At 59.1% G+C, this 20,333-nt stretch carries 23 protein-coding genes; 10 read left to right on the forward strand and 13 right to left on the reverse strand.

Going from position 1 to position 20,333, the window contains the following annotated elements; all coding sequences use genetic code 11:
• Positions 1–16: 16 nt before the first annotated feature.
• From GVN17_RS09570 to GVN17_RS09585, 4 genes are all read right to left on the reverse strand, one after another.
• Entirely contained in the window at positions 17–682 is a 666-nt protein-coding gene (locus tag GVN17_RS09570) for a GNAT family N-acetyltransferase (RefSeq protein WP_166595008.1), read from the reverse strand.
• 133 nt (positions 683–815) lie between these two features.
• Entirely contained in the window at positions 816–1,268 is a 453-nt protein-coding gene (locus tag GVN17_RS09575; RefSeq protein WP_166595009.1) for a carboxymuconolactone decarboxylase family protein, read from the reverse strand.
• A 10-nt stretch (positions 1,269–1,278) separates the two neighbouring features.
• Positions 1,279–1,698, reverse strand: a complete 420-nt coding sequence (locus tag GVN17_RS09580) for a cupin domain-containing protein (protein WP_166595010.1) — start codon at positions 1,696–1,698, stop codon at positions 1,279–1,281.
• 39 nt (positions 1,699–1,737) lie between these two features.
• The gene (locus GVN17_RS09585; protein ID WP_166595011.1) at positions 1,738–1,953 is read right to left on the reverse strand and encodes a hypothetical protein; all 216 of its coding nucleotides are present in this window, start codon (positions 1,951–1,953) and stop codon (positions 1,738–1,740) included.
• Here GVN17_RS09585 and GVN17_RS09590 point away from each other — a divergent pair.
• Positions 1,952–3,361 carry a PLP-dependent aminotransferase family protein gene (locus GVN17_RS09590; RefSeq protein WP_166595012.1) on the forward strand — a complete coding sequence of 470 codons (1,410 nt, stop codon included), beginning with the start codon at positions 1,952–1,954 and terminating at the stop codon, positions 3,359–3,361. The two genes, GVN17_RS09585 and GVN17_RS09590, sit on opposite strands and share 2 nt — an antisense overlap.
• An 18-nt stretch (positions 3,362–3,379) precedes the next feature.
• On the opposite strand, the gene GVN17_RS09595 is transcribed toward GVN17_RS09590, so the two are convergent.
• From GVN17_RS09595 to GVN17_RS09625, 7 genes are all read right to left on the reverse strand, one after another.
• Positions 3,380–4,582: a multidrug effflux MFS transporter gene (locus GVN17_RS09595; protein WP_166595013.1), complete on the reverse strand. Its 1,203-nt coding sequence runs from the start codon at positions 4,580–4,582 to the stop codon at positions 3,380–3,382.
• Positions 4,583–4,754: 172 nt separating this feature from the next.
• Entirely contained in the window at positions 4,755–5,558 is an 804-nt protein-coding gene (locus GVN17_RS09600; protein ID WP_256665162.1) for a 2OG-Fe(II) oxygenase, read from the reverse strand.
• Entirely contained in the window at positions 5,507–5,803 is a 297-nt protein-coding gene (locus GVN17_RS09605) for an Ada metal-binding domain-containing protein (protein WP_166595014.1), read from the reverse strand. The genes GVN17_RS09600 and GVN17_RS09605 overlap by 52 nt, the downstream gene beginning before the upstream one ends.
• A 10-nt stretch (positions 5,804–5,813) precedes the next feature.
• Positions 5,814–6,521 (reverse strand): 2OG-Fe(II) oxygenase, encoded by a 708-nt coding sequence (locus GVN17_RS09610; RefSeq protein ID WP_166595015.1) that lies wholly within the window; start codon positions 6,519–6,521, stop codon positions 5,814–5,816.
• A gap of 47 nt (positions 6,522–6,568) precedes the next feature.
• Positions 6,569–7,288: a 2OG-Fe(II) oxygenase gene (locus tag GVN17_RS09615; protein ID WP_166595016.1), complete on the reverse strand. Its 720-nt coding sequence runs from the start codon at positions 7,286–7,288 to the stop codon at positions 6,569–6,571.
• Positions 7,285–7,845: a methylated-DNA--[protein]-cysteine S-methyltransferase gene (locus GVN17_RS09620; protein ID WP_166595017.1), complete on the reverse strand. Its 561-nt coding sequence runs from the start codon at positions 7,843–7,845 to the stop codon at positions 7,285–7,287. Before GVN17_RS09620 ends, GVN17_RS09615 begins: the two co-directional genes overlap by 4 nt.
• A 153-nt stretch (positions 7,846–7,998) precedes the next feature.
• Complete coding sequence (locus GVN17_RS09625) at positions 7,999–8,949, reverse strand: LysR family transcriptional regulator (RefSeq protein WP_166595018.1); 951 nt, start codon at positions 8,947–8,949, stop codon at positions 7,999–8,001.
• Between the two features lie 142 nt (positions 8,950–9,091).
• Here GVN17_RS09625 and gtdA point away from each other — a divergent pair, with 142 nt between their 5' ends.
• The 6 genes from gtdA (at position 9,092) to pcaQ (ending at position 15,407) form a co-directional block, all read left to right on the forward strand.
• Positions 9,092–10,132: a gentisate 1,2-dioxygenase gene (gene gtdA, locus GVN17_RS09630; protein WP_166595019.1), complete on the forward strand. Its 1,041-nt coding sequence runs from the start codon at positions 9,092–9,094 to the stop codon at positions 10,130–10,132.
• Positions 10,133–10,154: 22 nt separating this feature from the next.
• Positions 10,155–10,853 carry a fumarylacetoacetate hydrolase family protein gene (locus tag GVN17_RS09635; RefSeq protein ID WP_166595020.1) on the forward strand — a complete coding sequence of 233 codons (699 nt, stop codon included), beginning with the start codon at positions 10,155–10,157 and terminating at the stop codon, positions 10,851–10,853.
• 51 nt (positions 10,854–10,904) lie between these two features.
• Entirely contained in the window at positions 10,905–12,278 is a 1,374-nt protein-coding gene (locus GVN17_RS09640; RefSeq protein ID WP_166595021.1) for an MFS transporter, read from the forward strand.
• Between the two features lie 17 nt (positions 12,279–12,295).
• The gene (maiA, locus tag GVN17_RS09645; RefSeq protein ID WP_166595022.1) at positions 12,296–12,937 is read left to right on the forward strand and encodes a maleylacetoacetate isomerase; all 642 of its coding nucleotides are present in this window, start codon (positions 12,296–12,298) and stop codon (positions 12,935–12,937) included.
• Positions 12,938–12,963: 26 nt separating this feature from the next.
• Positions 12,964–14,163: a 3-hydroxybenzoate 6-monooxygenase gene (locus tag GVN17_RS09650; RefSeq protein WP_166595023.1), complete on the forward strand. Its 1,200-nt coding sequence runs from the start codon at positions 12,964–12,966 to the stop codon at positions 14,161–14,163.
• A gap of 314 nt (positions 14,164–14,477) precedes the next feature.
• Entirely contained in the window at positions 14,478–15,407 is a 930-nt protein-coding gene (pcaQ, locus tag GVN17_RS09655) for a pca operon transcription factor PcaQ (RefSeq protein ID WP_166595024.1), read from the forward strand.
• Between the two features lie 375 nt (positions 15,408–15,782).
• Here the strand turns inward: pcaQ and GVN17_RS09660 are convergent, their stop codons facing one another.
• On the reverse strand, positions 15,783–16,088 hold the full coding sequence (locus tag GVN17_RS09660; protein ID WP_166595025.1) for a hypothetical protein: 306 nt from the start codon (positions 16,086–16,088) through the stop codon (positions 15,783–15,785).
• A 43-nt stretch (positions 16,089–16,131) separates the two neighbouring features.
• Here GVN17_RS09660 and GVN17_RS09665 point away from each other — a divergent pair, with 43 nt between their 5' ends.
• Positions 16,132–16,836, forward strand: a complete 705-nt coding sequence (locus GVN17_RS09665; protein ID WP_166595026.1) for a hypothetical protein — start codon at positions 16,132–16,134, stop codon at positions 16,834–16,836.
• Between the two features lie 210 nt (positions 16,837–17,046).
• Positions 17,047–18,288, forward strand: coding sequence for an OprD family porin (locus GVN17_RS09670; protein WP_166595027.1), 1,242 nt, complete (start codon positions 17,047–17,049; stop codon positions 18,286–18,288).
• A gap of 77 nt (positions 18,289–18,365) precedes the next feature.
• On the opposite strand, the gene GVN17_RS09675 is transcribed toward GVN17_RS09670, so the two are convergent.
• On the reverse strand, positions 18,366–19,793 hold the full coding sequence (locus GVN17_RS09675) for a PLP-dependent aminotransferase family protein (RefSeq protein ID WP_166595028.1): 1,428 nt from the start codon (positions 19,791–19,793) through the stop codon (positions 18,366–18,368).
• 87 nt (positions 19,794–19,880) lie between these two features.
• Here GVN17_RS09675 and GVN17_RS09680 point away from each other — a divergent pair, with 87 nt between their 5' ends.
• Positions 19,881–20,330 carry a GNAT family N-acetyltransferase gene (locus GVN17_RS09680; protein ID WP_166595029.1) on the forward strand — a complete coding sequence of 150 codons (450 nt, stop codon included), beginning with the start codon at positions 19,881–19,883 and terminating at the stop codon, positions 20,328–20,330.
• The last annotated feature ends 3 nt before the right edge of the window (positions 20,331–20,333 follow it).

The following is a 20,333-nucleotide window of genomic DNA, read 5'->3' on the forward strand; positions in this document are numbered from 1 at the left end:
GCGTTCTTGCGGGCGGCTAATCGACAGAGGTTCGCAACACATCGCCATTTTTGATTGTCTGCCAGATGCGCTTCACTGCCGGTGTCATGTTGGCAGGGTGAGCTTCCAGACTGCGCTCGCGGTGGGCCAGGGCTTTGACGTAGAGCACTTCGGGGACGCGTACGACCTCGTTCCTGTCGGGGATGCATTCCCTGTCTCGTCCCGGGACGATGCCGACGGGTGAATATCCTGCCTTTTCCAGCAGTTTCTGGACGGTGTTGTTGTGCAGCGTTGCGTAGGTGTAGATGTTTGCCAGGCCCTGCAAGCGAGCCGAGGCTTCGATCAAATCCGTGACGACCACGCCCAGCCCTGAACGCCTGTGCTCAGGGGCTACAACGCCCAGGCGACCATACAGCGACTTTGTGTCGTAGTCCCGTTCCAGGCAGACCATCGAGACCAACTCAACGCCCTTGAGGCCTACATAAATGATCGTGTCGCGAGAGCTCTCGTGTTTCAGCGATACCGACTCGAAATAAAATTTGGGCCTGGTGAACCGGGCGCCGTCACCGTGGCTGATATTGGGATACCACTCCGGAAGCTTCTCAACCAGTTTCGGGACGTCCAAACGAGAGAGTTGCACCAGGGTGTACCCGTCAGGCAAGGCTTCGCTCAACCGGGACTGCAAAGGGTCGGGCCATTTCATAAATGTCTCAACGATTTCCTTCTGGGGAAGACAAGAAGGGGCCGCTTTACCGACACCGTGTTCGGTACGACACAGCAAGCCCCCGCGCGCTTCATTCAGGCCTGGAGGCCTGAGCTTCAAGCCGCTGACGTGTTTATTTCAATGCGGCTTCCGGAGGGCGGCGAAAGCCGATCGCGATCCTGTTAAAGGTGTTCATCAGGCCGATGGCAATTGTCAGGTCGACGATCTGTTTTTCACTGAACACGGCAGACACCGCTGTGAACTCTTCATCCGGAATCGCGGTTTCGGCGACGCGCGTGACGGTTTCCGCCCATGCGAGAGCGGCCTGTTCCTGCTCGTCGAACACCTTGCCGGCTTCTCGCCAGACTTGAACCAATGCGAGTTTTTCAGGCGCAACGCCTTTGCTGGAAAGGTCACGAGTGTGCAGGTCCAGGCAGTAGGCGCAGCCGTTGATTTGTGAGATGCGCAAGAAGACGAGCTCGACCAGCACGCCGCTCAGGCCACATTTGGCGATGTAGCCATAAACGCCACCCAGTGCCTTGTAGCCGTCGGGTGCCGCATTGATGTAATCGATACGTTGAGTCATGTCACGGTTCCTATTTGTCAGGAGTGGTCAGATTTTTATCGTCGCTGTCGACGACGAATACGGCCAGGAGCTTGGCAGGTTCGGTCGTCCTGGCATTCCCTCCCATCAGGTGGTGGGCGCCAGGCTCTTCCGCAAAACTTTCGCCAGCCTTGTAAATGCGCGCGGGGTGCCCTTCGACCTGGCTGCGGATGCTTCCGGAGACGACGTAGGCATAGATAAACGCCGAATGGGCATGATGGTGGGGTAGCGATTGGCCGCCGGGCGGGTAGTTCACCTCAACGGCAATCAGGGATTTGCCCGGAATGTTGGGGATCGCCTGTGCGAAGTTGGGAACCACCTGGTCCCCCGCTTTCTGAGCGTCATGGGCACTGACAGTACCCGCCAGTGACAGCAGCGCCGCCAATGCCCAGGTCTTGTGATTGATCGTCATGGTCGCCTCCTTTTGAAGGCACGATAGGCCTCACGGAGTTCAAACATAAGAACCTGAAATGGATTTTTCCTCTGTACCACGGATGCGTGTTGGCAATTGACCGTCGACGGGAAAAGCCGTTAATGCCATTGCCTTGCGCTCCTCCTCCAGTGCAGCGGCAAACGCTGAGGAGGCTAAAATGCGTCCGCAGGTGTCATCCAGGCAGGAGCAACAAAAAGGTCCAGTTCCTTTAGTTTTTTTTGTACCATGCGGCATGAACACTCTTCTGAACCTAAGCCTTGACCGAAACATCAAGGTCCCGTTGGCCGAGCAAATACGCAGTGGCATCGCGAACGCCATCGACTCGGGCATTCTCGTGCCTGGGGCCAGGCTACCGTCGTGGCGTGATCTGGCGTCGCAGTTGGGCGTTGCCCGAGGCACCGTTCGCGTCGCTTATGAGCGTTTGCTGGACGCACAACTCATCGTATCGTCGCGCACCAGCGGGACGCGTATCGCGCCACGTCCCAGAAGCGCAAAGGCTGCCGCTGAGCCGGTCGGTCAGGCAAGCTCATTGCCTGAGATGTACAGAAACTTCTCCTCAGGCCCCGGTATATTTCAGATGGGCATACCTGCCCTGGATTGCTTCCCCATGAAGCAGTTTGCGAGAATCCGGGCCCATGCCGTGCGCGCGGAAGTTGTGACGGCGCGGGGGTATCCCGATCCCCGGGGGGAGGGTGAATTGCGACGTGAAATTGCCGCGCATCTCGCCATTTCACGCTCGATCGAATGCCTGCCTTCGCAAATCATCATCACCTCGGGCTTCACCGGCGCGCTGGGGTTGGCCTTGCGGGTATTGCGCCTTGAGGGGAAAACCGCGTGGATGGAAGACCCCGGATTTCCCCTGACCCGACTTTCCCTGCAGACGTCGCAAGTGCGACCGATACCCGTGCCCGTTGACGGCGATGGCTTGAACATCCAACACGCCATCGCTCAGGCCCCCGATGCCGCCCTGGCCATTGTGACGCCGGGTCAGCAGGCGCCGCTTGGCCCGACGCTGTCGCTGACTCGGCGCTTGTTGTTGCTGGAGTGGGCCGCGCAATCGGGCGCGTGGATCATCGAAGATGATTACCTGGGAGAACTCCAGCTCACCGGGCGAGCCGCCCCCGCGCTGAGTTCGCTTGACCGTGAAGGTCGCGTGCTGCACATCGGCTCATTCAGCAAGACCCTGAGTCCGACACTGCGTTTGGGGTTCATCGTGGTGCCTGTGGCGCTGGTATCCGCGTTTGTGGATGCCGCCACGTGCCTTGCTCCGGCGCCGGGGCCGGCGGTCCAGAATGCCATCGCAGAATTCATGAAAGAGGGGCACTACATGCGGCACTTGCGGCGCATGAAGCGCGTGTATGCGACACGACGTGACGCCTTGTTCGCTCAATTGAAACCTTGGGGGCTGCCTGCCCGGGCGGCTGGATTGGCCATGCTCATCGACCTGCCCGAAGGTGCCCAGGATATTCGCGTGGCGATGGAGGCCAGGCGCTTCGGTTTGACGCCGGCCCCCCTGACACCGTGGTACAGCGACGCCTCGGTTTCGCGTCCGGGATTACTCTTGGGAGTGGCCTCGGCGGCGGATGATCGGCTGGGCGAATACTGTGATCGATTGAGGCGGGTGATCGACGAATTCGCCTGAGAGACAGGGAGCCGTGGCTCAAGAAACGGCTACCCCGCTTTTGCGAACCCCCAGCCGCTGGATGGCCAGGGAGGCTATCGCAAACGCTGCCATGACGCAGGCAGTGGACAATGCGCTGTTGCCCATTTGCAACGTGCCGACCAGCGCGCTTGCGCAACCGGCCAGCACCATCTGAATTCCCCGCAAGACGGCGGTTGCAACGCCGGCCATTTTCCCCATGGGTTGCAGGGCGTCGTGGATCACGTTGGGACTCAACAGTCCGACGCCCAGAAGCACCAACGCCACCGCCATGACGAACATGACGGCGTTCAGTTCTCCACTGAGGGTGATGGCGGTCAGTATGAGGCTCGCCAAGGCAATCAGGGCATTGGCGAAATTCGCGATGGGCGCCGAGGGCCAGCCCCGAAGCGCGAGTTTGCCGTTCAGCAGCGAGCCGCACATGAGGGCGCCTGCGGTCAGTGCGAACGAGAGGCTGTATTGACCGCTGCTCATTCCGAAATCCACGGTCAAGACTTCAGGTGATCCGGCGATGTAGGCGAACATGACGCCAAAGCTGCAGGCGTTCACCAGCGTGTTTCGAAGGAACGTAGGGTTGATCACCACCGATCGGTAATTGCTCATCACGCTCGTCCAGGTCATCTGTTGCGTGGCCGTCGGCGCGCTTTCCCTGAAACAGAAAAAGGCAACCGCCGCACTCAGGATGCCGCTCGCGGCGAGCAAGGCATAGGCGCAGCGCCAGCCACTCAGGCTCAGCGCGACGGTGCCCAGAATCGGGGCAATGATGGGGCCCAGCCCCAGCACCAGCGTGATGGCCGACATCCGTACCCGCGCCTCGTCCCCTTTATAGATATCTCGAGCGATGGCGAACGGCAGGGTTGCGGCGGTCCCGGCGCCCACTCCCTGAATCAGTCGGCTGCCCAGCATGAAGGCGAAGTCCGTGGAAAGCGTCGCACCCAATCCGCCGACAACGAAGATCATCAAGCCGGCGACGAGAATGGGGCGACGGCCAAATCGGTCGGCCATAGGCCCGAATATCAGCGGGCCCACCGAGAATCCGACAAGAAATACGCTGAGTGTCTGGGGCATCAGGCTGACGGGAACGCCCAGTGCCACAGCGGTGGCGGCGAACCCCGGTAAACCGATGTCGATTGACAGCGGAGCAGTGGCTGCCAGCGCGCCCAGGAACAGGATCATCAGTGCGCCATTTGTTTTGAGTTCCACATCACGTCCTCGTAGTCGGGCCGAGTACGATGAAATGAAGCGTTTTCAAAAAAAAGCACCAGGAACGCGCCAACGATCTGTACCACCCGTGGAAGTGGCTTCGGGCGTTGAGGCTTGCGGCATGGTCTACGGCATTTTCTGAGAATTGAGCTCCGTTTCCGGGGCTGAGCAGTCATTGGGCGTCGTGGAAAATGATGCCCAGTGTTCGACGGACGCCACTGTGAATCCGGCTCACCCCATGCCGCATACTGATGCGATAAAACCCGCGCGAGGAACGGGCAGGGCGACTGTTCACCGCGACAATCACGGCCTGGCCCTGGTGCAGATTGACCACCTCTGCGCGGCCAGGCTTTTTCGGATCGCTCTCAGTGAGGATGAGTTCGCCGCCCGTGAAGTCCAGTCCCGGCTCATCGAGAAGGAAGATCACCTGGAAGGGGAATACATGCTCGCCGTACAGGTCCTGATGCAGACAGCAGTAGTCATTTGTCCGGTAGCTCAGCAACAGCGGTGTAGGCCTGCGTTGGCCGGCTTCATGACAGATTTCAGCGAATTCGCTGTGAGCCACTGGGAAACGCTCCTCCATTCTCAGTGCGTCATGCCAACGATTGGCAATGGGCGCCAACTGCCCGTAGAGGTGGCTGCGCAGATCAGCGACGGTCGCTGGAAGTGGGTAGGAGAAATATTGATACTCCCCGCGCCCGAAGCCATAACGCTCCATGACAATACGGCTTCGAAAACGTTGGGGCTCGTTGTAGAGGGCTGCCAGCGCGTGGCAGGTCTCTCGGTTCAGCAATGTGGGCAATACCGCAAAGCCCTCTTGACCCAGCGAGGCTTCGACGGCGCGCCAATCCAGTGTTTCGAAGCTCGCTCCCGATGCCGTGTCGGACGCGACGCCGTCGTCAAATCCCAACGCAAATTGATTGTTCATCTTGATTCCTGATGGCGTGGAGTTGGCGGCCAGTTGCCGTTTTTCCATTCGCGGTATTCGTGGGGCATGCAGACTGCACAAGGACGGTAGCCCGCTGCTATCGCAGACGGCTCGTCGAGAAAGAACACACGATGCTTCGCATAGCCTCCTCGGGCGATGGCTCGCAGGCCAGCACGGCAATCGAGTTTGCCGTAGAGCCCGGTGCGTCGGTGACCGCCGAACGTGCCACGCTGTGCGCTGAGGAACGGTTTGCCGTCCGTGCCTATCAACATCCAGCCATGGTCGGGCGCCATAGAGGGACACTCAGGGAGCGAAGTGAAAGCTGATTGAAATGCCGATGCGCTCGCCGCTTCTTACGCGGCTGATGGCATGTTTCATGTTCACGCGGTAGTAGCCTTTGCTGCCCTTGAAAGGGCGTTGCGCCGTCGTGATGATCGCCAGGTCGCCCTGTTGCAGCGGGACGACCATGGGGCGCGATTGCATGCGGGGACGCTGTTCGGTGAGCACGAGCTCGCCGCCTGTGAACCCTTCTCTGCAGGAGCTCAGGAGACCGACCAACTGAAGCGGGAAAACCCGTTCTCCGTCTGCATCCTGCTGCAGGCCCAGATAGTCTTCTGTGCGCAAGCAGGTCAGCTCCGTCAGTTCGCTCCGTTGCCCTGCTTCGAAGCACTGCATTTGAAACTGCTGCAGCGTTTCCGGATAGCGATACGGCTGGGCCAGGGTCTCGCACCAGCGGTTGGCGATCAGGGCCAGCGGCGCGTAAAACGCTTCTCTGAGGCTGCGTAATGCGGCGGGAAGCTCATCTTTCCAACGGTAGGCCGAGCCTCGTCCTGATTGCTGTTCGCTCAAATCGATTTGCACCTGATTCGATGAGCTTTTGCGTACGTCGGCAAGCGCGCCGAGGATGTCGGGCTTCAGAAAGCCGGGCAGCACCGCAAAACCTTCCTGGTCAAGTTGCGTCGTGATGTTGTGCCAATCGAGATGTTCGGTGGCGGTGGCGAATGTGTTCATAACGTTTTCAGGTCTCAGAAAAGGGTTCGCATGTCGCAGGTGGCCGTTCACTTGGCGTCATGAAAAATAATGCCTACGGTATGCCTCAGCCCAGCCTGTATGCGGCTGACGCCATGGCGCATGAGGGCCTTTTTCGATTGACCCCGCCGTCCGGTCACGGGCCGTGTCCGGACCGCGAAAATGACCGCGTCGCCCTGCTGAAGGGGTACCACTTCGGCGCGCTGCGAGCTGGATGAGTACTCCGTCACGACGAACTCTCCGCCCTGGAAATCGACCCCTGGCACCGACAGCAAGATGGCGACCTGCAGAGGGAAAAGGTGCTCTCCATAAACGTCTTGATGCAGGCAGTTGTAATCGCCGGACTGGTATTGAAGCAACAGCGGCGTCGCTCGCGTCTGACCGGCCTGGTGGCATCGTTCAAGGAAAGACGTCAACGTCATGGGGTAGCGCAAGGCATCGCCGAGGCGTTCGCACCAGCCATTGGCAATGGTTGCCAGATGGGGATAGAGGGCATGCCTTAACGCGTTGATCAATGGCGGCAGCGGATAGTCGAAATATTGGTATTCACCGCTTCCAAACCCGTGCCGCGCCATGACCACCCGAGTGCGAAAAAGCGTCGGGTCGCTGTACAGTCCAGCCAACGCCTGGCATTGATCGGCGGTCATGATCGAAGGGACGACCGCGTAGCCCGAATCATCCAATGACCGCTGCAGGCTCGGCCAATCCAGCCCCTGGGAGGGGGCAAGCAGAGTCCGGGTCCGCGTCATCGGTTGGACTCCTTTTCCAGGAGTGTCCGCTTACGCTCAACCCCCCAGCGATACCCCGAAATAGCCCCGTCACTTCGAACGACCCGATGGCAAGGGATCGCGACGGCCAGCACGTTCGCGGCACACGCGCCGGCCACCGCGCGGATGGCGTCAGGATTGCCCACTTCACAGGCGACGTCGCTGTAGCTGCGGGTTTGCCCCGCTGGAATGTGCTGCAGGGCGGTCCAGACTTTTTGCTGAAAGACCGTGCCCCCGACATCCAGATTCAGGACTTTCGAGGTCTTTCCCGTATCGACCAGCGAGATGACCTGTTCGAGTTCCGATCTCAAGACCTCACCCGCCTGGACGTGTTCTCGTTGAGGAAAAGCCGCACTCAGCTGGTTCAGCAGGCCAGCATCGGTGTCGTCCAGGAATATCGCGCAAATGCCGTAGCCACTGTGGCCCACCAGCACCGGGCCAAAAATGGTCCGGCCGATGGTGTAGCGAATGGCACCGGCAGGGCGCTCGCGAGGGGAGCGGAAGATAAGGTTGATCGAAGACAGCAGCGAAGTGTTCATGGCAGGTGTTCCTGATCTGATCCGACGATGGGATCAGATTAGGGTTCGCACGCGATATGGACACTCCGCTCCTTGCGATTGAATTCTGCGTGGCAGATTTTCTGCGCGGTGCGAAAACTGCGAGTCTTGTGCGACAGTGCCAGCGCTCTGAAATCAGCCTTGCGGACCGATGACCTTGGTCAGGCTCTGACTCGCCGCTGCCGCTCGGATGCTTTCCAGCAGGTGGGGAAGGCTGGGGTCCGGGTGAGGCTCATCGCGCCAGCACATCCCGAGCGACCCTACGGCATTGAGCTCGAATTTCAACGGGACCACCAGTCTGCGTTGGGTGAAGTGATCCGCCACACGGTCGGATGCAATCGACAGCATGTCGCTGTAATGCAGTAACCAGAGATTACCGATGAGGGATGTCGACTCGATCCGATACGGAAGCGGGCGTTGCCCCGCGCGGGTTAGCGCCATATCGAGTTTGGTCCGAATCGGGGTGCTCTTGGCCCAGACGATCCAGTCATAGCTGCGCAGATCATCCCAACTCAGATTGTCGTTGTAGGTCAGGGGGTGGCCAGGGCGACAGATCACGCGCATGGCCTCGTCATACAGTTGTTCGCTTTGCAGCGAGGGGCGAGGGGAGTAGGCATCGAGGCGTCCGACCACGAGGTCAAGCTGGCCCAGTTCCAGGCGTTCGAGCAATTCGTTCATGGTCCCTTCCTGCAGTTCAACCTGCGCCCCTGGATGGCGCTGCAGAAACTGCATGATCGCGGCAGGGACCAGGTTCGGGGCTGATGCCGGAGAGGTGCCTATGACCACTCTGTAGGAGCTGCCGTCCTGCATGGCTTTTAGATTCAGCTGTGCGCGATCCATTTCGCTCAAGACCCGCCGGGCGTGGCCTAGCAGCATCAAACCTTGGGCCGTTGGGGTCAGGCCGCGCGCATGGCGCTCGAAGAGGGGCGCTCCTACGTCCTCCTCCAGCTCTTTCAACCATTTGGAAAGGGCGGGCTGGGTGCTGAAAGTTGCCCGGGCTGCCTCAGTCACGCTGCCGGTTTCTTCGAGGCTTATGAGTAATTGAAGGTGCTGCATGCGCAGGCGGCGAATCCAGTCGGTGGCCATGGGTGCCTCGGGTCGGGTAATGCTTGGCGGGGTTAACTATACAAAAATATATATGGGTTTATCGCTAAATACCATTATTCGGATATGTGAGATGGGCCAATAATCGCCCTACAACAAATGGCCAGCTGAAAAAGGTCCCCTCATGAACAACACCATCAGTGACGAACGCGCTGCGTTTTATCAGCGCATCGACAAGCACAATTTGATGCCGCTCTGGGAACAACTGCACAACCTGGTTCCGCGTCAGCCTGCAGGTGCCTGTCAGCCTGCTCTGTGGAGCTACAAGACGCTCCGTCCTTTTCTGACCGAGTCGGGGGATTTGATCTCTGCCGAGGAAGCGGTGCGCCGTGTACTGGTTCTGGAGAATCCTGCGCTGCGTGGCACTGCTTCGATTACCTCCAGTCTGTACGCCGGCTTGCAGATGATCCTTCCAGGAGAAGTCGCTCCGAGCCATCGCCACAGTCAGTCTGCCTTGCGTTTCGTCATCGAAGGCCGAGGTGCCTACACAGCAGTGGATGGCGAGCGGGCAACGATGGAGCCTGGGGACTTCATCATCACGCCGTCCTGGACATGGCATGACCACGGGAATCCGCCACAGCTTGAAGGCGGGGAGCCGGTCATCTGGCTCGACGGTCTTGATATCCCGATCGTGCGTTTCTTCGACGCCGGTTTCGCAGAGAACTACGAAAAGCCGGTGCAGCCCATCAGTCGTCCAGAAGGCAATAGCCTGGCGCGATACGGTATGAACCTACTGCCGGTCCGCCATCAGGCAACGTCTCACACCTCTCCCATTTTCAGCTACCCCTACGCCCGGACGCGCGAGGCGCTGGAGACGCTCCTGCGTCATGAAGAAATTGACGAGTGCGACGGCGTCAAGCTGCGTTACGTCAATCCGGCGACAGGCGGTTGGCCTATGCCCACCATCGCCACCTTCATGCAGGTTCTGCCTCGCCAGTTCAGCGGCAAGACCAGCCGCAGCACCGACGCAACCGTTTACTCAGTGGTCGAAGGGCGGGGCACGGTCTGGATTGCCGATCAGCGTTTCGACTACGAACCTCGCGACACATTTGTGGTGCCGAGCTGGGCCGCTCTGCGCTTTGAGAATCATGAAGAGTGCGTCCTGTTCAGTTTTTCGGATCGTCCAGTGCAGCAGGCCTTGGGCATCCTTCGCGAATCCCGTTAATCCTTGAAGATTGGAGCACCCCATGACTTACGTCGTCGCACCCCAGGCAGTGACTGCACTCGCCATCAATGGCACGTCAGACACCTTTCCCGTTCGCCGGGTTTACTGCGTAGGCCGCAACTATGCGGCCCATGCACGGGAGATGGGTTTCGACCCGGATCGCGAGCCACCGTTTTTCTTCTGCAAGCCGGCCGACTCCGTGGTGCCAGCCAAAAGCGGCCAGACGCTGGAAATCCCGTACCCGAGTGAAACCGGCAATTATCACTATGAGATCGAGCTGGTCGCGGCCATTGGTAAGGGCGGTCGTGACATCCCGCTGGAGACCGCCGTCGAGCACGTCTGGGGCTATGCCGTTGGCCTGGACATGACACGTCGAGACCTGCAGATGAAGATGCGTGAAATGGGTCGGCCGTGGGAGATCGGCAAGTCGTTCGACCAGTCGGCGCCGATCGGGCCGCTCACGCCAGCGGCTGAATTCGATGTGGCCTCTGATGCGGCCATCTGGTTGCAGGTCAACGGTGTGGACAAGCAGCGCAGCAGCATCGACAAGCTGATCTGGTCCGTTGCGGAAACAATCGCCTACCTGTCTCGCTTTTTCGAGCTGCAGCCGGGTGACCTCATCATGACAGGCACCCCTGAAGGGGTCGGTCCGGTGGTGGCAGGCGAACTGATGATCGGCGGCGTACAGCAGTTGGGTGAAATCAGCGTCCGCGTCATCTGAAAGCACACTTGAACACGTGCTTTCTCAACCCTTGGAGCTTGGAGAACCACCATGGCTTCCACTGATAATAACAACAGTGTGGATGTACAAAAGTTTATCGATGCGCAACCCGTGACGCGATTCCAATGGCTGATTTGCCTGTTGTGTTTTCTCGTCACTGCGCTGGATGGACTTGACACTGCCGCGGCCGGATTCATCGCTCCAGCACTTCGAGAGGAGTGGGCGCTGACGCCGGGGCAGCTCAACCCTGTCCTGGGTGCTGCGCTGCTCGGCCTGATGTTCGGCGCGTTCGCCGCTGGCCCGCTGGCGGACCGTTTTGGACGCAAGACCGTGCTGCTGGGATCGGTGCTGTGCTTTGGCGGCTGGAGCGTCGCGGCGGCGTTCTCACAGAACGTCGAGACCCTGACGATTCTGCGCTTCCTCACCGGCCTTGGCCTCGGCGGCGCCATGCCTAATGCCATCACGCTGACGTCCGAATACTGCCCAACCCGCCGTCGCTCACTGATGGTGACCAGCATGTTCTGTGGCTTCACCCTCGGTTCGGCGTTGGGAGGGATTGTCGCTGCGCACATGGTCCCGCTTTATGGCTGGCGTAGCGTGCTGTTGATCGGCGGGGTACTGCCTGTACTGGTGCTGCCTCTGCTTGCGCTGTTATTGCCGGAGTCGGCAGGTTTCCTGGTGCTTCGGCGCAAGGATCATCGTGAGCGCGTCGAGCGCATCTTGCGTCGAATCGGCGACCTTCCCGATGCGTGGAACGGCAAGTTCCTGGTCAATGACACCAAGACCAAGGAGCACTCGCCCGTACGCATCATCTTGCGGGGTGAGCTCAGCCGCGGAACGTTTCTGTTATGGACAGCCTTCTTCATGAGCCTGCTGATCATCTACATGATGACCAACTGGCTGCCCATGCTCATCAAGGACACGGGGCTGTCCTTGAGTCAGGCGGCGCTGGTGAGCGCGATGTTTCAGGTCGGAGGGACGGTTGGCGCCATTTTCCTTGGCGGCGCGATGGATCGTTTTGACCCTTGGCGTGTGCTGACGCTTGCCTATGTCATCGGCGCCGGATTTCTCTGGTTCATCGGTCAGTTCTATCACGACTTCACGCTACTGATCGTCGGCGTGGCGGGGATGGGCGCCTGCATCAGCGGCACTCAGGTCGGCGCGAACGCCCTGGCGTCCGGGTTCTACCCCACGGCCAGTCGGGCCACGGGTGTGGCGTGGTCGCACGGTGTCGGCCGTATCGGCTCAGTGACCGGGACACTGGGTGGCGGCGCGCTGCTCGGCCTGGGGCTGAATTTCAACGGCATTTTTTCCTTGTTGACGCTGCCTGCACTGCTGGCGGCGGGGGCAATGTTCTTCATGGGCAGGTATTACCGCGGGGCAACACCGCCATCCGCAGCGTTGCCCGCTACGCCACCGGTTTGATCACGAGAGAATTCACCATGCGGCTTTACGGTTTTTTTAACAGTTCGACCTCGTATCGAGTGCGCATCGCTCTGGCGTTGAAGAACATTGGCTTCGAGCATCACGGCATCAACCTGCGCAGCGGGGAGCAGTCGAGTGCGGACTATCTCGCGCTCAACCCTGCCGCAAGCGTTCCGCTGCTGATCGATAGCGACGGGACGACGCTCAGCCAGTCCCTGGCGATCATCGAGTATCTGGACGACACGCGCGACGGGCTTCGTCTGATTCCCGCGGATCCACTGGCTCGCGCCCGTGTGATGGAAGCGTCGCTGGCGATCAGTTGTGACATTCACCCCATTAACAACTTGCGGGTGCTCGGTTACCTGAAGCGCGAGCTGGGCGTAACGGATGAGCAGAAAAACACTTGGTACAAGCACTGGGTAGAGGTGGGGCTGGCGGCTTTCGAGCAGTTGTTACAGCGCTATGGCCACGGCCCGTTCTGCTTCGGTGAGAGCCCGACCCTGGCGGATTGTTGCCTCGTGCCTCAGGTCGCCAATGCCCTGCGTATGGGGTGCGATCTGGAGCGCTTTGAGCGGGTCATGCTCACGTATCGGCACTGCCTGGCTCAAGAGCCTTTTCAGCGGGCCGCGCCGGATCGTCAGCCCGATTACATCGTATGAATCAAGAAGTCGAGGGAGACATTCTCATGAACAGTCCTCAAGCAAAACAAAAAGTCATTGTCGTCGGCGGCGGTATCGGTGGTCTGGCGGCCGCACTGGCGCTCACCCGCCAGGGGATTCAGGTGCAACTGCTGGAGCAGGCCGATGAAATCGCCGAAATCGGTGCCGGCATTCAGCTGGGCCCAAACGCTTACGCCGCGCTCGACGCTCTGGGTGTGGGCGAGGCTGCAAGACGTCGTTCGGTGTTCACTGACCACATCATCATGATGGACGCCGTGGATGCCAAGGAAGTAATCCGCATCGACGTGGGTGAGGCGTTTCAGAAGCGTTTCGGCAACCCCTACGGTGTCATTCATCGGGCTGACATTCATCGCTCCATTCTGGAGGCGGTGGAGAAAGACCCACTGATCAGTTTCCACACTTCGACGCGGGTCGTCAGCATGGACTTGCAAGGGTCCAAAACGGTGTTGATCGACAGTAACGAGCAGCGCTACGAAGCCGACGCGGTGATCGGTTGCGACGGCGTGAAGTCGGTGGTCAGGACTCACCTGCTGGGTGACAAACCTCGTGTGACCGGGCATGTGGTTTACCGCGCCGTGGTTGAGCGCGCGAGCATGCCCGAGGAATTGCGCATCAATGCGCCCGTGCTGTGGGCCGGCCCTCGCTGCCACCTCGTGCATTACCCCCTGCGCGGCGGTGAGCAATACAACCTGGTGGTGACGTTTCACAGCCGTGAAGAAGAGGAGTGGGGCGTTCGGGACGGAAGCAAGGAAGAGGTGCTGTCCTACTTCGAAGGCGTTCACGAAATCCCGCATCAGATGCTTCATACCCCCAGCTCCTGGCGTCGCTGGGCAACTGCCGACCGCGAGCCGGTGGAGGCGTGGGGTGCAGGAAACGCGACGCTGCTGGGCGATGCCGCCCATCCCATGAGTCAGTACCTGGCGCAGGGTGCCTGTATGGCACTGGAAGATGCGGTAACGCTAGGCGAGGCGGTGAAGGCAAACGCAGGTGATCTGTCAGCCGCGTTCCGCCTTTATGAGTCCGTGCGCATCCCTCGAACGGCGCGCGTGGTGTGGTCAACCCGGGAAATGGGTCGGATCTATCACGCCAAGGGAGTGGAGCGCCTTGTGCGCAACAATCTCTGGAAAGGCAAAGGCCAAAACGATTTTTACAATGGCATGAGCTGGTTGTACTCCTGGAGCGTGGCCAGTTGCCTTCAGTCCTGAGTCCACAACCAAAGGAGGTCACGATTCATTGATTAATCATTAAAGCGGTCAGCTCGGGAGTTCCACGAAAAATTCCTGAGCTCATCCGTACTGGTACACGCGTTTTTTCAGTTATTGGATCACGACGGGAACGTAGCGGCCAATACACGATGACGAGTTTCGCAAATAACAATAAATGCTGATGCGTGACCGGAGGAATCAAGATGTCTGCCATTCCAGATGCAGGTCTACAGCCCACCCAGAATGGGTGGTCCCAAAGGCCTGAACGCGCCCCCGTTGTCCCACCTCAATGTGTTTGAAAGCGGAGACACAAGGTGAATATCGACACCCGTATAAAGTTTCGTCATCTGGTGTGTTTTCTAGAGGTCGCGCGTCAGGGCACGTTGGCCAGGGCTTCGCAGAAGCTCGCTATCAGCCAGCCAGCGCTATCGAAGACCTTGAAGGAGTTGGAAAGTCTGCTCTGTGCCAGCCTGTTCACGCGCAGCAAGTCGGGTGCGGCGCTCACGGACGCTGGCCAGGCGTTTCTGCGTTACGCAGCCCCTTGCGTGCAAACGTTGCGCGAAGGGGTCAGCAGTCTGCGTACCGGCGTGCATGGTGCTCCCGAGGTGCGTTTGGGGGCGTTGTCGACCGTCGAGAGCCTGCTGATGCCGGAGCTGGTCTGTCGGCTTCACGAGGCGCATCCCACGCTTGTGATCAACGTGGTCACCGGTCCCAGCGCTTATCTGCTCTCGCGCTTGCGCGGGGGAGAGATTGATCTGGTTGTCGGCAGAATGACCGACAGCCCGCAGATTCAGGGGTTGAGCTTTGAGCACCTCTACAACGAATCGATGACGTTGGTGGTACGTCCGGGCCATCCGTTGCTGGCACCGGATGCAGATCTTTCGACGCTGGAGCATTTCCCGGTCGTTCTGCCGTTGGCGGGAACGACCATCCGAAAATTTGCCGATAGCTTGTTCGTCCAGCACGGCATTCAGTCCCCGAAACAGCGGTTGGAAACACTCTCGCTGACGATCAGTCGGCGCTACGTGTCCTGCAGCGATGCGGTCTGGATCGCGCCTTACGACGCGGTGAGGCAGGACCTGCGATCAGGAGAGTTGGCGGAGTTGCATTTGGGGATACGGGAACCAGGAGGGTCGGTGGGCATATGCAGCAATCCAACGATGCCTCTGTCCCCTATGGCGCAGGGATGCGTAGAGGCGTTGCGGGAGGTGAGTCGGGCCTATTGTGAAAGCATGCAGCCATAACCTTCAGGTTACTGATTGCGGCGCTTTTTTCACTTTTGGGAACGTTGGCTCTCTCGGAAACTGAACTACCCCTTGCGTCAGTCCTGACGTTGGGGGGAGCACAACACAATAATTAGAAAACAGGAGGCCGGCATGTCAGAGGTTCAGGGTAGCCGAAACATCTACACACGATCATCCGGGGTTGCACCCCTTCATCACTGGACGGTTCGGGCCAGGGCAGCGGCGTCGCGCTGGCGTTGCCTCAGCCCTGTCTGACCCTTTAGATGATCGATGAGCCAGCGGCGATAGCAACTCGCGAGTGTTGCGTTGTCCTGGCTGACATTACTGCCAATAACAATAAGAGCAGATGCTCTACGGAGAAGCCGAAATGGCCATTCATTCCGAAGTCGATGTACACACGCGCAACACCGCGACGCCTGTCAGTTTCAACACCAGCCGGGTGCTTTGGGTGCCTGCAATAGGCGCCTTGTTGTATCCCTGGATCCTCAAGGCGTTCAACTGGGCGTTCACTTCCCCCGTGGCAGGAGGCGCCACTTCACGGTCAGCGTTTTTCTCGGTCGTCTTCCTCGCGGCGGCCTTGGCTGTTCCCCTGTTGGCGCTGACCCTGGCGACCCTCTCCTCACGCAACAGCACGCCCAGTTTGGCCGATATGCGTGCCAGACGGTACGCACTGTTCGTCATCGGCACTCCATCGGCGTACGTCCTGCTTGGGGTCGTCCTGCACATGTTCAAAATCGATGTGAACGATGTGTGGATATGGACACCTGTCTGGTTGCTATCGGCGCTGTTTGCGGCAAGAACCCCGGCGGGGGATCTGCCTTTGCGCCAAGGTTCGACCGCTGTTTTGCGGGTTGCACATGGCATCAGCGGGGCTGTGGTGACGCTGTTCGTGCTGTTTCACCTGGGCAACCACCTTGCAGGCCTTTGGGGTGGGGAGGTTCACGAGGCTGTCGCGGATATCGGTCGGAAGGTTTATCGGGCCCTGGCCATTGAACCCTTGCTGATCCTCGCCATGTTCTTTCAGATCATCACCGGTTTGAAGCTCGCCTGGACATGGAGCGAGCGCGCAGAAGACAAGTACCGGATGTTTCAGGTGGCCTCCGGGGTGTGCATCGCAATGTTCGCGCTGTGCCACATGAACTCCGTTTTCATCATGGCCCGTACCATCCTCGACATTCCCACGGATTATGTCTTCGCCACCGGCGGCGGAAAAATGTTGCCTGACCCGTGGGCCGTTCGCCTCTTCCCTCACTACACGCTTGGCGGATTCTTCGTCCTGGCTCACCTGGTTTCCGGGCTGCGTGTCGTCATGCTGGCGCACGGCGCCAACCGAAGCACGGTCAATGCATTGTGGTGGGTCGGGGCGGCCTTCAGCGTCCTGGTGTCCCTGACGATCATGTCCGCACTCGTTGGGGTCAGGGTCGTCTGACCGACTCATGACGTGCCGTGCTGCACCCTCTGCGGAGTGGGTGCAGTCACGTCAACCATTGATCAAACGGCGTCGATCCTGACGCCCAAAAGAGCCCTGCGCGATGATGAAACAGGCTGTCCTGCAATAGCAGCCTGATCGTAGCGCCGTGCCCGTGAATTGATAATCCCTTTGCCTGTTCGAAGCCCATCGGGCTTTTACGGAGCCACCATGCGTATAACAAAAATAAATACCATCGCTTACATGATGATTGCCGCCATCGCTGAACCCGCAGTGGCGAGTCAACAGTCCGAATCCAATGGATTCGTGGAAGATTCAAAAGCCTCGCTGCTTATTCGAAATGTGTACATGAACCGCGATTTTCGCCAGGCCAATGCGCCGCAGAACAAGGGGGAGGAGTGGGGCCAAGGGTTCATGGCGAACTATCAATCCGGTTTCACCCAGGGCACTGTCGGCTTTGGTGTCGACGCCTTGGGCAAACTGGGTATCATGCTGGATTCGGGCGCAGGTCGCACCGGCGGCGGCACCGGCTTGCTGGAGGCGGACAGAAGCGGCCCCAAGGCCGATTATTCCAAGATGGGCGGCGCGCTCAAGATTCAAATGTCGAACACGATTTTGAAGTACGGCGATCAAATGGTCAGCCTGCCCATCCTGTCCACGAACGATGCGCGCCTCTTGCCCGAAAGCGCGACAGGTCTGTCCATGACCAGCAAGGAGTTCAAGGATCTGACCTTGAATGCCGGGCATTTTACCGCGCTCAACAAACGCAATGACAGTAGCCCGGATAGTGCGAGGCTGACCGATCTGAATTACGTCGGTGGGGTGTATAAATTCAATGACCAACTGACCGGCAGTTTCTACCGTCAGACCATTGATAACTACTGGCGTAAATACTATGGCAGTGCCACTTACACCGTCCCGCTGAGTAGCACCCAGGCGTTCAATCTGGACTTCAACATGTATGACACTAAAAGCATGGGGGAGGAGCGTGCCGGGGACCTGGACAACCGGTTGTGGAGCCTGTCGGCGGCGTACACCCTGGGTGCGCACCGGTTCATGCTCGCCCGTCAGACCGTCTCGGGGCGAGGCGACTATACCTACGGAATCGATGGGCTGAGCGCGATGTACACCTCTAACTCTGTCCAGTACTCCGACTTTCTCTACGAAGATGAAAAGTCCTGGCAGGCGCGTTATGACCTGAACATGGCGCCATACGGCATTGCTGGTCTGACCTTCATGGTCAGGTACATCAAAGGCTATGACTTCAACACGCCACTGACCAGCGACGGGAAAGCCTGGGAGCGTAACATCGACGTTAAATACGTCGTACAGTCCGGGCCCGCAAAAAACCTGAGCTTGCGGGCGCGGAACGCGACGTACCGCAGTTCTGACCGGGGTGGTGATGTCGATGAGATCCGGCTGACCTTCGAGTACCCGATCAGTCTTTTCTGAACGTGAGTGCAGGCGCTTGAGGCGGGAGGAGGGAAGGGATGCCCTCTGTGAGACAGGCATCGGGCAAACAGGCGCGCTCAGCCCTGATCTTCTTGCGGTGGAAACGCCATCGCCAGGCGATCCACCCATTGCGCTGCCAGTTCCGGCGAGGACACATTGGTAAAGCCGACCAATAATCCCTTCTCAGGCGCTGCGCCTTGATAGGCGCTTGAGAGGGGCTGGACGGGTAGTCCCAACTCTCTGGCGCTCATCGCAATCGTCTGGTCATCGAGATCATCGCCAAGCCGAAGCAGCAAATGCATGCCGCCAGGTCGAGAGTCGATTTTGATCCGGCCAGCGAGCCTGCGTTCGAGAGCTGTCATCAACAGCGTTCGCCGAAGCGCATACAGACTGCGCATTTTTTTCAGGTGCCTTGCAAAATGTCCGTCCCGGATGAAGGCCGCCGTCGTGGCCTGAAACAGGTACGGGCTATGGTTCTGCATGACGTCGGCAACTCGGGTGAAACGGGCAATCAGCGCTTCGGGCACTACCAGATAAGAAAGCCGTAGACCGGGTGCCAATACCTTGCTGAAGGTGCCGGTGTACAAAACCCTGTCGTGCTTGTCGATACTCTTCAGCGCGGGTAACGGATGGCCTTGATAGCGGTACTCGCTGTCGTAGTCGTCCTCGATGATCCAGCTGTTCTGTCGAGTGGCCCATTCAAGCAAAGCCTGGCGCCTTGGCAGTGACAATGAGACCCCAAGGGGGCTTTGATGACTGGGTGTGACCACGGCAAAACGCGCATTGGCAGCCAGCCTGATGCCCGCGTCGACGTTCAACCCCTCGTCATCGACGGGTATTGGCGTCAGTTCAGCGCCTGCTTTTTGCAGGAAGTGTCGAGCCATCAGATAGCCCGGATCTTCAAACCAGCAGCCGTCGCCTTTAGTGAGCAAGCTTCGAAAAATCAGGTCGAGTGCCGCACCATACCCGGCACATATGAATAGTTGATCCGGTGTGCACCTCACGCCACGGGAAATGCCCAGATACCCCGCTACGGCCGTTCGCAGAGCATGATGCCCTTGAGTGTCAGGATAAATCAGGCTGTGAATCCCGCTGGCACGCAACTCTTTGCCCACCAGCCGATTCCACAGCTTGCGAGGGAAGACATCCATCGCCGGCAGCCCCAATTGCAAAGGCTGTGGGAGGGCGCCCGAATGCATGAGGGGATCGCGTTGCAGGCGCGTGGTTTCGACAGGGTCTGCCAGAGAGGCGGGTTTCAACAGCGTCGACACGACGGTTCCTGCCGGCCCCCGTGTCTGAAGATAGCCTTCCCCTACGAGTAACTGATAGGCAGATTCAACGGTCCCGCGGGCCAGGTTCAGCTCGGCTGCCAGCGCACGTACAGAAGGGACTCGTTCACCCGGCAGCAAGCGCCCATCCTCTATGGAATGGCGAAACCTGAGATAGATCTGGCGGTAAACAGGCACCTCGGCGTGTGCTTCAAGCTTGGAGTCAAATTTCGCCATGTCCTAGCTGCTTTGTATTTTTTTGGCCCTGTAGAGTAAGTCATCAGCCTTCTAAAGTGTAACCACACACGCTAGAAGAGGCCGATCATGGAATCACAAGTGGATTTGAGAAAATTCTCCACGCCAGAAGAGCTAGAGACTTGCTTCGATGTCATGAAGCAATTGCGGCCCCATCTGGTCTCCCCCCAATCGTTCATCGAACAGGTGCAGCGTCAGTTCACCGCAGGGTATGAGCTGCTTGGCGGGGTGCAGGGCGAAACGGTCATAGGCCTCGTGGGCTATCGCGAAATGGAGAACTTGCTCTACGGTCGATTCATCTACGTCGATGATCTCGTTGTGGACGCTTCAATTCGGCAGATGGGGCTTGGCGCGCAGTTACTGGACGCTGCCAGAGAACAAGCGAAAGCGCGCGGGTGTGCGCATTTTGTTCTGGATACGGGCCTGCACATGGCGTTGGCTCAGCGCTTCTATTTCCGCGAAGGGCTGCTGGCGCGAGGCATGCATTTCGTCGAGCCACTCAATGTGCCAAGAGGATGACTG

Origin of the sequence: Pseudomonas sp. SLFW, from assembly GCF_009905615.1 — a bacterium.
Lineage (GTDB): Bacteria > Pseudomonadota > Gammaproteobacteria > Pseudomonadales > Pseudomonadaceae > Aquipseudomonas > Aquipseudomonas bambusae.